Genomic DNA, 13,606 nt, shown 5'->3' with positions numbered 1-13,606 from the left:
GCCGGAAGACGGCCCGCCCGTACGCCGAAGGCCCGCCACGAACGCGTCGTGACGGGCCCTCGGGAAACCTCCGGAGAACGTCCCCTACCGCAGGAACGGGTCCACGGCGATGGCGACGAACAGCAGCGACACATAGGTGATCGACCAGTGGAACAGCCGCATCTCCTTGAGCTTGGGGCCCGTGATCCCGGCCTTGGCGCGGGACTGGAGGGCGTGCGCCTCCTTCAGCCAGAAGGCGCCGCACAGCACCGCCACCACCGTGTAGAACCAGCCCGTGTAGCCCAGCGGCTGGAGCAGCAGCGACACCAGGACCATCACCCAGCTGTACGCCACGATCTGCCGCGCCACGGCCTTGTTCCCCGCGATGACCGGCAGCATCGGCACGCCGACCCGCTCGTAATCGTCCTTCGCCTTCATCGACAGCGGCCAGTAGTGCGGCGGCGTCCAGAAGAAGATGACGAGGAAGAGGACGGCGGAGGCCCAGGAGACGGTGTTGGTGACCGCGGACCAGCCGATGAAGACCGGCATGCAGCCCGCGATGCCGCCCCAGACGATGTTCTGCGCGGTACGCCGCTTGAGGATCATCGTGTAGACGACGACGTAGAAGAGCAGGGCGCCGAGCGACAGCGCCGCCGACAGCGGGTTGACCAGGAACCAGAACCAGGCCGTCGAGCCGACCGCCAGCGCGGTCGCGAAGACCAGGCACTCGCGGGGCGAGACCATGCCGGTGACCAGTGGCCGCTGCGAGGTGCGGTCCATCAGGGCGTCGATGTCGCGGTCGATGTACATGTTGTACGCGGCCGCGCCGCCGGCGGAGAGGTAACCGCCGACGCAGGTGGCCAGCACCAGCCAGAGGTCGGGGACGCCACCGGCCGCCAGGAACATCACCGGCACCGTCGTCATGAGCAGCAGCTCGATGACGCGCGGCTTGGTGAGCGCCACGAACGCCTTGACACGGGCCCCGAACGGACGGTGACCTGAACCCTGCGGGCCCTGGGCTAGGACCCCGGCAGGACGGGATTCGACGGCCGTCACGCACACCCCTGGAAGTAACATCAGCGGCTTGCGCCGCGAAGATAAGGCCAGCAAGCGTCCCCGGTGGTGAAGACCCGGTTAAGGCTTGCGCGTACCACGCCACTTTAGACGTTGGCCATACGACGGCCTTCGCGGGGGTGGGGTCGTGTTGAGGGGGCGCCGGGGCCGCTCCGGCCGCGTCGCCCACCGGCCGCCGCGCGCGTCGCGCACCGTTTCCGGCCGCTCCGCCGCGCGCCGCGGCCACCCGGCCGCGGTGGCGCTTCCCGTACGCGCCACCCGCCGTTCACGCCGTTCAGGAGGCGGAGGCGGGCCCCGCCCGGCAGTCTGGAGTGGTGGCCGTCTCGTCCGGGGCGGGAATGTCCGGAGTCCGGATTTGGTTGCCTAAGGCGTCGAGTTTCGTCATCGCGAGCCGTCGACGCTCCGTCGAAAAGACGCGCGTACATGCAGGGGTAGGCTCGACAACGCCCGGCGGACAAACCGTCCCCGGCATTCGACATGTGGAGAGGAGCCCTGACTCAGGGTGAGCACCAAGCCGACCACCACAGATTTCGAGTGGACCGATCTGGACCAGCGGGCCGTCGATACCGTCCGCGTCCTGGCCATGGATTCCGTGCAGAAGGTCGGTAACGGCCATCCGGGTACCGCCATGAGCCTCGCGCCGGCCGCCTACGTTCTCTTCCAGAAGCTGATGCGGCACGACCCGGCGGACGCGAAGTGGACCGGCCGCGACCGGTTCGTGCTGTCCGCGGGCCACTCCAGCCTGACCCTCTACATCCAGCTCTACCTGGCCGGCTACGGCCTGGAGCTGGACGACCTGAAGGCCTTCCGCACCTGGGGCTCCAAGACCCCGGGCCACCCGGAGTACGGCCACACGGTCGGCGTGGAGACCACCACCGGACCGCTCGGCCAGGGTGTCGCCAACGCGGTGGGCATGGCCATGGCCGCCCGCTACGAGCGCGGCCTGTTCGACCCGGACGCCGCCCCCGGCACCTCCCCGTTCGACCACACCGTCTGGGTCATCGCCGGTGACGGCTGCCTCCAGGAGGGCGTGTCGGCCGAGGCGTCCTCGCTCGCCGGCCACCAGAAGCTCGGCAACCTCGTACTGCTGTGGGACGACAACCACATCTCCATCGAGGGCGACACCGAGACCGCCATCTCCGAGGACACCATCAAGCGCTACGAGTCGTACGGCTGGCACGTCCAGCGCGTCGACCAGCTGCCCAGCGGCGACCTCGACCCGGTCGGCCTGGCCAAGGCGCTCAAGGCCGCCCAGGAGGAGACCGAGCGTCCCTCCTTCATCGCAGCCCGATCGATCATCGCCTGGCCCGCCCCGAACGCCCAGAACACCGAGGCCGCGCACGGCTCCGCGCTGGGTGACGAAGAGGTCGCGGCCACCAAGAAGGTGCTGGGCTTCGACCCGGAGAAGACGTTCGAGGTCTCCGACGAGGTCATCGAGCACACCCGCGCCGCCTGGAAGCGCGGCAGCGAGGCGCACGCCGAGTGGGACAAGAAGCTCGCCGCCTGGCGCGAGGCCAACCCGGAGCGCGCCGCCCAGTTCGACCGCATCCAGGCCGGCGAGCTGCCGGACGGCTGGGAGAAGGCGCTGCCCGCCTTCGAGACCGGCAAGGGCGTCGCCACCCGCGCGGCCTCCGGCAAGGTCCTCCAGGCGCTGGGCGCGGTCGTGCCCGAGCTGTGGGGCGGCTCCGCCGACCTCGCCGGCTCGAACAACACCACGATCGACAAGAACTCGTCGTTCCTGCCCGAGGGCAACCCGCTGCCCGAGGCCAGCCCGTACGGCCGCACGGTCCACTACGGCATCCGCGAGCACGCCATGGGCTCGACCATGAACGGCATCGCGCTGCACGGCAACACCCGCATCTACGGCGGCACCTTCCTGGTGTTCTCCGACTACATGCGCCCCGCCGTCCGGCTCGCCGCGCTCATGCAGCTGCCGGTGACCTACGTGTGGACGCACGACTCCATCGGTCTCGGCGAGGACGGCCCGACCCACCAGCCGGTCGAGCACCTGTCCGCGCTGCGCGCCATCCCGGGCCTGAACATCGTGCGCCCGGCCGACGCCAACGAGACCGCCACCGCCTGGGCCGAGATCCTGCGCCGCCACCGGTCCAAGCCCGCGCCGCACGGCCTCGCGCTCACCCGCCAGGGCGTGCCGACGTACGAGGCGAACCCGGCCGCGGCCAAGGGCGGCTACGTGCTGTTCGAGGCCGAGGGCGGCGAGCCGCAGGTCATCCTGATCGGCACCGGCTCCGAGGTGCAGCTCGCCGTCGAGGCGCGCGAGGCACTCCAGGCCGAGGGCATTCCGACGCGCGTCGTCTCGATGCCGTCCGTCGAGTGGTTCGAGGAGCAGGACCAGGGGTACCGCGACAGCGTGCTGCTGCCGACGGTCAAGGCCCGGGTCGCGGTCGAGGCCGGCATCGGTCTGACCTGGCACCGCTACGTGGGCGCCCAGGGCCGCATCGTCTCGCTGGAGCACTTCGGTGCCTCGGCGGACGCCAAGGTCCTCTTCCACGAGTTCGGCTTCACCGCCGACGCGGTCGCCACGGCGGCCCGGGAATCGCTCGCAGCGGCCACGCGCTGACGCCCGTACACGAACAAGTAGGAGATGCAAACCCCATGACAGACGCACTCAAGCGCCTCTCCGACGAAGGCGTCGCGATCTGGCTGGACGACCTGTCCCGCAAGCGGATCACGTCCGGCAACCTGGCCGAGCTGATCGACCAGCAGCACGTCGTCGGTGTCACCACCAACCCGTCGATCTTCCAGAAGGCCATCTCGCAGGGCGACGGGTACGACACCCAGCTCACCGACCTCGCAGCCCGCAAGGTGACCGTCGAGGAAGCCATCCGGATGATCACCACGGCGGACGTCCGGGACGCGGCCGACATCCTGCGCCCGGTCTTCGACGCCACCGACGGCCAGGACGGCCGGGTCTCCATCGAGGTCGACCCGCGTCTGGCCCACAACACCCGCGCCACCGTCGCCGAGGCCAAGCAGCTGGCCTGGCTGGTGGACCGCCCCAACGCGCTCATCAAGATCCCGGCCACCAAGGCGGGGCTGCCGGCGATCACCGAGACGATCGCCCGGGGCATCAGCGTCAACGTCACGCTGATCTTCTCGCTGGAGCGTTACCGCGCGGTCATGGACGCCTACCTGGAGGGTCTGGAGAAGGCCAAGGCCGCGGGCCTGGACCTGTCCAAGATCCACTCGGTGGCTTCCTTCTTCGTCTCCCGCGTGGACACCGAGACCGACAAGCGCCTGGACGCCATCGGCACCGACGAGGCCAAGGCCCTCAAGGGCAAGGCCGCCGTCGCCAACGCCCGCCTGGCCTACCAGGCGTACGAGGAGGTCTTCTCCTCGGACCGCTGGGCCGCGCTGGACAAGGCGCAGGCCAACAAGCAGCGTCCGCTGTGGGCCTCGACCGGCGTCAAGGACCCGTCGCTCAAGGACACCATGTACGTCGAGGAACTGGTCGCGCCGAACACGGTCAACACCATGCCCGAGGCCACCCTGGAGGCCACCGGCGACCACGGCGAGATCTCCGGCGACAAGGTGCGCGGCAGCTACGAGCAGGCGCAGGCCGACCTCGACGCGCTGGCGAAGATCGGCATCTCGTACGACGACGTCGTGCAGGTGCTGGAGGACGAGGGCGTCGAGAAGTTCGAGGCGTCCTGGAACGACCTGCTCAAGTCCACTGAGGCGGAGCTCAAGCGCCTCGCTCCTTCGGAGGGCTGACCCACTTTGTCCAGCAGCAATCCGCTGCGTGACGCCGCGGACCGACGGCTCCCGCGTATCGCGGGGCCGTCGGGCCTCGTCATCTTCGGCGTCACGGGCGATTTGTCCCGTAAAAAGCTGATGCCTGCCGTCTACGACCTGGCCAACCGCGGGCTGCTGCCGCCGGGCTTCTCCCTCATCGGCTTCGCCCGCCGCGAGTGGGAGCACCAGGACTTCGCGCAGGAGGTGTACGAGGCCGTCAAGCAGCACTCCCGTACGCCGTTCCGCGAGGAGGTCTGGCAGCAGCTCGTGCAGGGCTGCCGGTTCGTCCAGGGCAACTTCGACGACGACGAGGCCTTCGAGACCCTCAAGGACACCATCGAGGAACTCGACAAGGCCCAGGGCACGGGCGGCAACTTCGCCTTCTACCTGTCGGTGCCGCCGAAGTTCTTCCCCACCGTCGTCCAGCAGCTCAAGAAGCACGGCCTGGCCGACCAGCAGGGCGACTGCTGGCGCCGCGCCGTCATCGAGAAGCCCTTCGGACACGACCTGGCCAGCGCCCAGGAGCTGAACCGGATCGTCCACGAGGTCTTCCCGCCCGAGTCGGTCTTCCGCATCGACCACTACCTGGGCAAGGAGACCGTCCAGAACATCCTGGCGCTCCGCTTCGCCAACACGCTGTTCGAGCCGCTCTGGAACCGGTCCTACGTCGACCACGTACAGATCACCATGGCCGAGGACATCGGCATCGGCGGCCGCGCCGGCTACTACGACGGCATCGGCGCCGCCCGTGACGTCATCCAGAACCACCTCCTCCAGCTGCTCGCGCTGACCGCCATGGAGGAGCCCGCCTCCTTCGACGCGGACGCGCTGGTCGCCGAGAAGACCAAGGTGCTCGGTGCCGTACGGCTCCCCGCCGACCTGGGCAAGGAGACCGTGCGCGCCCAGTACGCGGCCGGCTGGCAGGGCGGCGAGAAGGTCGTCGGCTACCTGGAGGAGGACGGCATCGACCCGAACTCCCGTACCGACACCTATGCCGCGATCAAGCTGGAGGTCGACAACCGCCGCTGGGCGGGCGTCCCCTTCTACCTGCGCACCGGCAAGCGCCTGGGCCGCCGCGTCACGGAGATCGCGGTCGTCTTCCAGCGCGCGCCGCACTCCCCCTTCGACCACACCGCCACCGAAGAGCTGGGCCAGAACGCCCTGGTCATCCGCGTCCAGCCGGACGAGGGCGTCACCATGCGCTTCGGCTCGAAGGTGCCCGGCACCTCCATGGAGGTACGGGACGTCTCGATGGACTTCGCGTACGGCGAATCCTTCACCGAGTCCAGCCCGGAGGCGTACGAGCGCCTGATCCTGGACGTCCTGCTCGGCGACGCCAACCTCTTCCCGCGCGTCGAGGAGGTCGAGCAGTCCTGGCGGATTCTCGACCCGATCGAGGAGTACTGGGACCGGCACGGCAAGCCCGCCCAGTACCCGGCCGGGACCTGGGGACCGGACGAGGCGGACGAAATGCTCGCACGAGACGGACGGAGCTGGCGTCGGCCATGAAGATCGATCTGACGGAAACCACGGCCAGCAAGGTCAACAAGGCGCTGGTCCAGGGCCGTCGTACCATCGGCACCCCCGCCATCGGCATGGTGCTCACCCTCGTCATCGTCACCGACGAGGAGAACGCCTACGACGCCCTGAAGGCCGCCAACGAAGCGTCCCGCGAGCACCCCTCGCGCACCCTCGTCGTCATCAAGCGCGTCAGCCGGTCGCCCCGCGACCGCGCCAAGGCCCGCCTGGACGCCGAGGTCCGCGTCGGCGCGGACGCCGGTACGGGTGAGACGGTCGTCCTGCGGCTCTACGGCGAGGCCATCAACCACGCCCAGTCCGTGGTCCTGCCGCTGCTGCTGCCGGACGCGCCGGTCGTCGTGTGGTGGCCGGTCAACGCGCCGGTGGACGCCGCACGCGACCCGCTCGGCGCGCTCGCCCAGCGGCGCGTCACCGACATGTACACCGCCGAGAACCCCATCCGGGAACTGGCCGAACGCGCCGACGCGTACTCGCCCGGCGACACGGACCTGTCCTGGACCCGCATCACGCCCTGGCGCTCGATGCTGGCCGCGGCGCTCGACCAGCTGCCCTGCAAGGTCGCCGAGGTCGAGGTCGAGGGCGAGGAGTTCAACCCCAGCGTCGAACTCCTCGGCATGTGGCTCGCGGACCGCCTGGGCGTGCCCGTCCGGCGGCTCCTCTCGGCCGGTCCCGGCCTGACGGCCGTCCGGATGGAGACCGACTGCGGTCCCATCGCGCTCGACCGCGCGGACGGCTCGCTGGCCACGCTCTCCATGCAGGGCCAGCCCGACCGCAACGTCGCGCTCAAGCGGCGCGAGACCGCGGAACTCCTGGCGGAGGAGCTGCGGCGGCTCGACCCGGACGACACGTACGCCTCCGCGCTGAAGTACGGCGTCGACCGGCTCGGCGAGCCGCAGCGGGCGCAGACGCCGCTGGCGGCGAAGGCGGCCGCGTCGTCCGACGAGCCGGCGGATGCGGATGCCGCTGACGCGGCGGAGGCTTCGGACACGGCTGAGACCACGTCCGACGCTTCCGGCGCCAAGGCCAAGGCCCCCGCCAAGAAGTCCGCTTCCAAGAAGGCGGCCTCGAAGGCGGACGCGAAGGCGGCCTCCGAGTGAGCGCGCCGCAGGTCGTCGTCCACCGGGACAAGGAGCTGATGGCCAAGGCCGCGGCGGCCCGGCTGATCACGAAGATCGTGGACGCGCAGGCCGCCCGCGGCTCCGCCTCCGTCGTCCTGACGGGCGGCCGCAACGGCAACGGGCTGCTCGCTGCCCTCGCCGAGGCGCCCGCCCGGGACGCGGTGGACTGGTCGCGCCTGGACCTGTGGTGGGGCGACGAGCGGTTCCTGCCGGACGGCGACCCGGAGCGCAACTACACGCAGGCCCGTGAGGCCCTGCTGGACAGCGTTCCGGTGGACCCGGCCCGGGTGCACGTGATGGCCCCGTCCAACGGCCCGTACGGCAACGACGCGGACGCCGCGGCGGAGGCGTACGCGGTCGAACTGGCCGCCGCGGCGGGCCCGGAGGACCACGGTCCCGTCCCGTCCTTCGACGTCCTGCTGCTGGGCGTCGGCCCGGACACGCACGTCGCGTCGCTCTTCCCCGAGCTGCCGGCCGTCCGCGAGACGGACCGCCCGGTCGTCGCCGTCCACGGCGCGCCCAAGCCCCCGCCCACCCGCATCTCCCTGACCCTCCCCGCGATCCGCGCGGCCCGTGAGGTCTGGCTGCTCGCGGCGGGCGAGGACAAGGCGAAGGCCGCGGCGATGGCGCTCTCCGGCGCCGGGGAGGTCCAGGCCCCGGCCGCGGGCGCGTACGGCCGCAGCCGCACGCTGTGGCTCCTGGACGAGGCGGCTGCGTCGCAGTTGCCGCGGGGGCTGTATCCGCCCGCGTCGGCCTGACGCGCGTTCGTACGTCGAGCGGCCCCGTTCCCTTCCGGGAACGGGGCCGTTGTCGTATCGCCCGGGGTTTCGGCGGCCGGTGGCGGGCCGGACGCCGTGGCCGACTCCCTGCCCGTACCGGGCGGCGCCCGCCTCGGCCCGTGTACGGGACCGGTCCTCCAGACTTCGTCCTACGGCCCGCCCCCTTCCGCCGTACGGCGACGGACGGCCGGTGGGGGCAGGCGTCCCCCCACCCCGTACGTGTCAGGCTGACGCGTACGGGAGGGTTCGGGACCGTAGGACGGAGTCTGGAGGGCCCGGGCCACGGGCCACCGGGCCTCAGCCCGTCACGACCGTCGTTCCTGTTCCTGGCGGACCATCGCGTTGGCGAGGTGGCCGGGGTCCTGGAGGTCGCCGACGGCGACGCCCTCCACCTGTGTGTCGTGGGTGTCGTACCGGCCCAGGCCGGGTTCCTTGTCGCCCTGTACGGCTTCGAGGTGACGGGTCGCCACGTCGCGCTGTTCGGCCTCCGGGAGACTCTGGAGCCATGCCCGGTTCTCCGGGGTGAGGAGGTCCAGGAAGCTCGCCAGGACCTCCTCGTCCGCCGCCATCAGCGGCCCCGCATCGCGCGGTACGTGGCGACCAGGGACTTCGTCGAGGCGTCCAGGCCCTCGACCTCGGCGCCTTCGGTGAGCGCGGGCTCGACCCGCTTCGCCAGGACCTTGCCGAGTTCGACGCCCCACTGGTCGAAGGAGTCGATGTTCCAGATCGCGCCCTGGACGAACACCTTGTGCTCATAGAGCGCGATGAGCTGGCCCAGGACGGACGGGGAGAGTTCCTCGGCGAGGATCGTCGTGGTGGGGCGGTTGCCCTGGAAGGTCTTGTGCGGGACCAGTTCTTCGGGGGCTCCCTCGGCCCGTACCTCGTCAGGGGTCTTGCCGAAGGCCAGTGCCTGGCCCTGGGCGAAGAGGTTGGCCATCAGCAGGTCGTGCTGGGCGACCAGGCCCGGCTGGAGGTCCTCGACGGGCTTGGCGAAGCCGATGAGGTCGGCCGGGATGAGCTTGGTGCCCTGGTGGAGGAGCTGGTAGTACGCGTGCTGGCCGTTGGTGCCGGGGGTGCCCCAGACGACGGGGCCGGTCTGCCAGTGGACGGGGTTGCCGTCGCGGTCGACGTACTTGCCGTTGGACTCCATGTCCAGCTGCTGGAGGTACGCGGTGAACTTCGAGAGGTAGTCGCTGTACGGCAGGACCGCGTGCGACTGCGCGTCCCAGAAGTTGCCGTACCAGACGCCGAGCAGGCCGAGCAGGAGCGGGACGTTCTCCTCGGCGGGGGCACAGCGGAAATGCTCGTCGACGAGGTGGAAGCCGGCCAGCATCTCGCGGAACCGCTCCGGGCCGATCGCGATCATGAGCGAGAGGCCGATCGCGGAGTCGTAGGAGTAGCGGCCGCCGACCCAGTCCCAGAACTCGAACATGTTGTCGGTGTCGATGCCGAAGTCGGCGACCTTCTCGGCGTTGGTCGACAGCGCGACGAAGTGCTTGGCCACCGCGTCCTCGCCGGCGCGCAGGCCGGTCAGCAGCCAGTTGCGGGCGGAGGTGGCGTTGGTGATCGTCTCGATGGTGGTGAAGGTCTTCGAGGCGACGATGAAGAGCGTCTCGGCGGGGTCGAGGTCGCGGACGGCCTCGTGCAGGTCCGCGCCGTCCACGTTGGAGACGAAGCGGAACTGCATGTCGCGGTGGGTGTAGGCGCGCAGCGCCTCGTACGCCATCGCCGGGCCCAGGTCGGAGCCGCCGATACCGATGTTGACGACCGTCTTGATGCGCTTGCCGGTGTGGCCCTTCCACTCGCCCGCGCGCACCCGGTCGGCGAAAATCTGCATCTTGCGCAGGACGGAGTGCACGGCCGGTACGACGTTCTCGCCGTCGACCTCGACCGAGGCGGACTCGGGGGCGCGCAGCGCGGTGTGCAGGACGGCGCGGTTCTCGGTGAAGTTGATCTTCTCGCCGCGGAACATCGCGTCGCGCAGGCCCGCCACGTCCCGGGCCGCGGCCAGCTCGCGCAGCAGGCGCAGGGTCTCGTCGGTGACCAGGTGCTTGGAGTAGTCCAGGTGCAGGTCGCCGACCTTGAGGGTGTAGCGTCCGGCGCGCTCCGGGTCCTGGTCGAACAGCTCGCGCAGTCGCACCTCCCCGAGCTGTTCCCGGTGCTTGCTCAGCGCGGTCCACTCAGGCGTCTGGTCGAGCCTGTTGCGGCCTTCTGCGTTCATCTCGGACATCAGCCTTCTTCTTCTCGTACCGGCCCCGCCGTCTCCCAACCTAATTGATCAGGGTGCGGGATGAGGTGTCCCCCCGCTGTCGGTGCCCCGGGAAACGGGTTCGGCACCCCCTGCCCGTACGTGGCCGGTCCGCCTTCCGGCTCCCCGCCGCCGGCCGGACACGCGAGCGGCCCGGCCGGAGGGGCGGCGTCCACCCTCCGGCCGGGCCGGTCGAATCGTGTGCTGGTCCGTCAGATCTCTCCGCGGAGCTTGGCGAGGGCCTCGGCGAGGATCGCCTCGCCGTCGGCGTCGCTGCGGCGCTCCCGGACGTACGCGAGGTGCGTCTTGTACGGTTCGGTGCGCGGCGGGTCCGGCGGGTTGTCCCGGTCCTTGCCTGCCGGGAAGCCGCAGCGCGGGCAGTCCCAGGTGTCAGGAATCTGCGCGTCGCCGGCGAAGCTGGGCTGAGTCTCGTGCCCGTTCGAGCACCAGAAGGAGATGCGGATGCGCGGTGCGGACTCGCCCCGCTCCGCCTCCCCCATCGGCCCCGCCCCGACCCGACTTCCTCGGATCGCGTTGCCACTTGCCACGGTTGTAACTCCCTGCGTAATGGTGCTGCGAAGCATCGAACAGCAGTCGCGCTGCGAGCGCCCCAGTCTACGTAAGGCCCAACGCGCGTCCAGTGACAGGAGTTACACCCCCACCGAGGACGCCGCCTTCATGATAGGCCGCGTCCCCGATGCGGCGTCAGCTGTCCAGCTTCATCAGGACGCCGAGTACGACGATGCAGGCGAACCAGAGCAGGGCGATCACGATGGTGATGCGGTCCAGGTTGCGTTCCGCGACGGAGGAGCCGCCGACCGAGGACTGCATGCCGCCACCGAACATGTCGGACAGGCCGCCGCCCTTCCCCTTGTGCATGAGCACCAGCATCATCAGCAGCAGGCTGAAGACGATGAGGGCTACCGAGAACCCGATGACCACGGCTGGACCAACTCTCTAGGACTGACGGACGGGACGTACCGAAGAAGATCGAATGGTACGGGGCCGGGCGGCGCTGGTGGCACCGGGCCCGGCCCCGACAGGGTACGACGGGCCTGGCCCGTCGTCATAGCTGCTACTGGTCGCGGAACCGGACGATCTTGACGAACTCGTCCACGTCCAGCGCCGCACCGCCGATCAGGGCGCCGTCCACGTCCGGCTGCGCCATGATCGCGGCGACGTTGCCGGACTTGACCGAGCCGCCGTACTGGATGCGGACCTTGTCGGCCAGCTCCTGGCTGTACAGCTCGGCGAGGCGGCGGCGGATCGCGCCGCAGACCTCCTGCGCGTCCTCGGGCGTGGCGACCTCGCCGGTGCCGATGGCCCACACCGGCTCGTAGGCGATGACGATCGTCTCGGCCTGCTCGGCCGGGATGTCCTTCAGCCCGCCGTCGACCTGGGCGAGGGTGTGCGCGACCTGGTTGCCGGCCTTGCGGACGTCCAGGCCCTCGCCGACGCACAGGATCGGGGTGATGCCGTGCTGGAAGGCGGCCTTGACCTTGGCGTTGCAGATCTCTTCGGTCTCGCCGTGGTACTGGCGGCGCTCGCTGTGGCCGACGGCCACGTAGCTGCACTTGAGCTTGGCGAGCATGCCGCCGGAGATCTCGCCGGTGTACGCGCCGGAGTCGTGCGCCGAGAGGTCCTGGGCGCCGTACTTGATCTTGAGCTTGTCGCCGTCGACCAGCGTCTGCACCGACCGCAGGTCGGTGAAGGGCGGCAGGACCGCGACCTCGGTGGCCTCGTAGTCCTTGTCGGCGAGCGCGAAGGCGAGCTTCTGGACGTGCGCGATGGCCTCAAGGTGGTTGAGGTTCATCTTCCAGTTGCCCGCCATCAGCGGGGTACGGTCAGTCACGGTTCTTCAGTCCTCCAGAGCGGCGAGGCCGGGGAGCGTCTTGCCTTCGAGGTATTCGAGGCTGGCGCCGCCACCGGTCGAGATGTGGCCGAAAGCATTCTCGTCGAAGCCGAGCGAGCGCACGGCCGCGGCCGAGTCGCCACCGCCGACGACGGTGAAGCCGTCGCAGTTCAGCAGGGCCTGCGCGATGGCGGTGGTGCCGCCGGCGTAGTCCGGGTGCTCGGCGACGCCGACCGGGCCGTTCCAGAAGACGGTCTCGGCGTCGGCGATCTTCGTCGCGAACAGCTCGCGGGTCTTCGGGCCGATGTCCAGGCCCTCCTTGTCGGAGGGGATGCTGTCGGCGTCGACCGTGACGAAGTCGGCGGGCGCCTTCGTCTTCAGGTCGGGGAAGTCGGCCGAGGCCAGGATGTCGACCGGCAGGACCAGCTCGACACCGTTCTTCTCGGCGCGCTCCATGTACTCCGTCACGGCCGGGATCTGGTCCTCCTGGAGGAGGGAGATGCCGACCTCGTAGCCCTTGGCCTTGAGGAAGGTGTACGCCATGCCGCCGCCGATCAGCAGCCGGTCGGCCTTGCCGAGCAGCTCGTCGATGACGGCGAGCTTGTCGGAGACCTTGGCGCCGCCGAGCACGACCACGTAGGGGCGCTTGACGTCCTCGGTGAGCTTCTTCAGGACGGTGACCTCGGCGGCGATCAGGTCGCCGGCGGCGTGCGGCAGGCGGGCCGGCAGGTCGTAGACCGAGGCGTGCTTGCGGTGCACGGCACCGAAGCCGTCGCCGACGTACACGTCCGCCAGCTCCGCGAGCTGGTCCGCGAAGGCGCCGCGCTCGGCGTCGTCCTTGCTGGTCTCGCCCGGGTTGAAGCGCAGGTTCTCCAGGACGGCGACCTCGCCCTCGCCGAGCCCGGCGACGACGGAGCGGGCGGACTCGCCGACCGTGTCGGTGGCGAACGCGACGTCGCGGCCGATCAGCTCACCGAGCCGCTCGGCGGCGGGGCGCAGCGAGAAGGCCGGGTCGGGGGCGCCCTTGGGACGGCCCAGGTGGGAGGCGACGATCACCTTGGCGCCGAGCTGGGCCAGCTTGGCGATCGTCGGCTGGACGGCGCGGATGCGGCCGTCGTCGGTGATGGTGGTGCCGTCCAGCGGCACATTGAGGTCCGCGCGGACGAAGACCCGCTTGCCGGACAGCCCTTCCTGGGCGAGATCGTCGATCGTCTTCATGCGAAGTGACTCCGTTGCGTAGGTCGGTCATGGGACGGGGCCC

At 70.3% G+C, this 13,606-nt stretch carries 12 protein-coding genes; 5 read left to right on the top strand and 7 right to left on the bottom strand.

Translation table 11 applies throughout. From position 1 onward, the window contains the following. Window positions 1-84: 84 nt before the first annotated feature. Window positions 85-1,035, bottom strand: a complete 951-nt coding sequence (locus AB0L45_RS11325; RefSeq protein ID WP_365838429.1) for a heme o synthase — start codon at window positions 1,033-1,035, stop codon at window positions 85-87. Between the two features lie 520 nt (window positions 1,036-1,555). On the opposite strand from AB0L45_RS11325, the gene tkt reads away from it, so the two are divergent. The 5 genes from tkt to pgl are packed head-to-tail and all read left to right on the top strand — an operon-like array spanning window position 1,556 to window position 8,224. Beyond that, window positions 1,556-3,634 carry a transketolase gene (tkt, locus tag AB0L45_RS11320; protein ID WP_365838427.1) on the top strand — a complete coding sequence of 693 codons (2,079 nt, stop codon included), beginning with the start codon at window positions 1,556-1,558 and terminating at the stop codon, window positions 3,632-3,634. A 35-nt stretch (window positions 3,635-3,669) separates the two neighbouring features. Then, entirely contained in the window at window positions 3,670-4,788 is a 1,119-nt protein-coding gene (gene tal / locus AB0L45_RS11315) for a transaldolase (RefSeq protein WP_365838425.1), read from the top strand. 6 nt (window positions 4,789-4,794) lie between these two features. Continuing rightward, on the top strand, window positions 4,795-6,318 hold the full coding sequence (zwf, locus tag AB0L45_RS11310; protein WP_365838423.1) for a glucose-6-phosphate dehydrogenase: 1,524 nt from the start codon (window positions 4,795-4,797) through the stop codon (window positions 6,316-6,318). Then, on the top strand, window positions 6,315-7,445 hold the full coding sequence (gene opcA, locus AB0L45_RS11305) for a glucose-6-phosphate dehydrogenase assembly protein OpcA (RefSeq protein ID WP_365838421.1): 1,131 nt from the start codon (window positions 6,315-6,317) through the stop codon (window positions 7,443-7,445). Before zwf ends, opcA begins: the two co-directional genes overlap by 4 nt. After that, the gene (gene pgl / locus AB0L45_RS11300) at window positions 7,442-8,224 is read left to right on the top strand and encodes a 6-phosphogluconolactonase (RefSeq protein ID WP_365838419.1); all 783 of its coding nucleotides are present in this window, start codon (window positions 7,442-7,444) and stop codon (window positions 8,222-8,224) included. Before opcA ends, pgl begins: the two co-directional genes overlap by 4 nt. A gap of 326 nt (window positions 8,225-8,550) precedes the next feature. Here the strand turns inward: pgl and AB0L45_RS11295 are convergent, their stop codons facing one another. From AB0L45_RS11295 to AB0L45_RS11270, 6 genes are all read right to left on the bottom strand, one after another. Then, the gene (locus AB0L45_RS11295; RefSeq protein WP_365838417.1) at window positions 8,551-8,814 is read right to left on the bottom strand and encodes a hypothetical protein; all 264 of its coding nucleotides are present in this window, start codon (window positions 8,812-8,814) and stop codon (window positions 8,551-8,553) included. Next, window positions 8,814-10,466 carry a glucose-6-phosphate isomerase gene (gene pgi / locus AB0L45_RS11290; protein WP_365838585.1) on the bottom strand — a complete coding sequence of 551 codons (1,653 nt, stop codon included), beginning with the start codon at window positions 10,464-10,466 and terminating at the stop codon, window positions 8,814-8,816. Before pgi ends, AB0L45_RS11295 begins: the two co-directional genes overlap by 1 nt. Window positions 10,467-10,705: 239 nt before the next feature. Next, complete coding sequence (locus tag AB0L45_RS11285; RefSeq protein WP_003986538.1) at window positions 10,706-11,041, bottom strand: RNA polymerase-binding protein RbpA; 336 nt, start codon at window positions 11,039-11,041, stop codon at window positions 10,706-10,708. Between the two features lie 157 nt (window positions 11,042-11,198). Continuing rightward, window positions 11,199-11,435: a preprotein translocase subunit SecG gene (gene secG / locus AB0L45_RS11280; RefSeq protein ID WP_003986537.1), complete on the bottom strand. Its 237-nt coding sequence runs from the start codon at window positions 11,433-11,435 to the stop codon at window positions 11,199-11,201. A gap of 133 nt (window positions 11,436-11,568) precedes the next feature. Continuing rightward, complete coding sequence (gene tpiA, locus AB0L45_RS11275; RefSeq protein ID WP_365838415.1) at window positions 11,569-12,345, bottom strand: triose-phosphate isomerase; 777 nt, start codon at window positions 12,343-12,345, stop codon at window positions 11,569-11,571. Between the two features lie 6 nt (window positions 12,346-12,351). Next, window positions 12,352-13,563 carry a phosphoglycerate kinase gene (locus AB0L45_RS11270; RefSeq protein WP_365838413.1) on the bottom strand — a complete coding sequence of 404 codons (1,212 nt, stop codon included), beginning with the start codon at window positions 13,561-13,563 and terminating at the stop codon, window positions 12,352-12,354. Between the last annotated feature and the right edge of the window lie 43 nt (window positions 13,564-13,606).

Origin of the sequence: Streptomyces sp. NPDC052496 (assembly GCF_040679095.1) — a bacterium.
Classification (GTDB): domain Bacteria; phylum Actinomycetota; class Actinomycetes; order Streptomycetales; family Streptomycetaceae; genus Streptomyces.
Note: the sequence above shows the minus strand (reverse complement) of the source record. Positions and strands in the feature narration are given on the sequence as shown.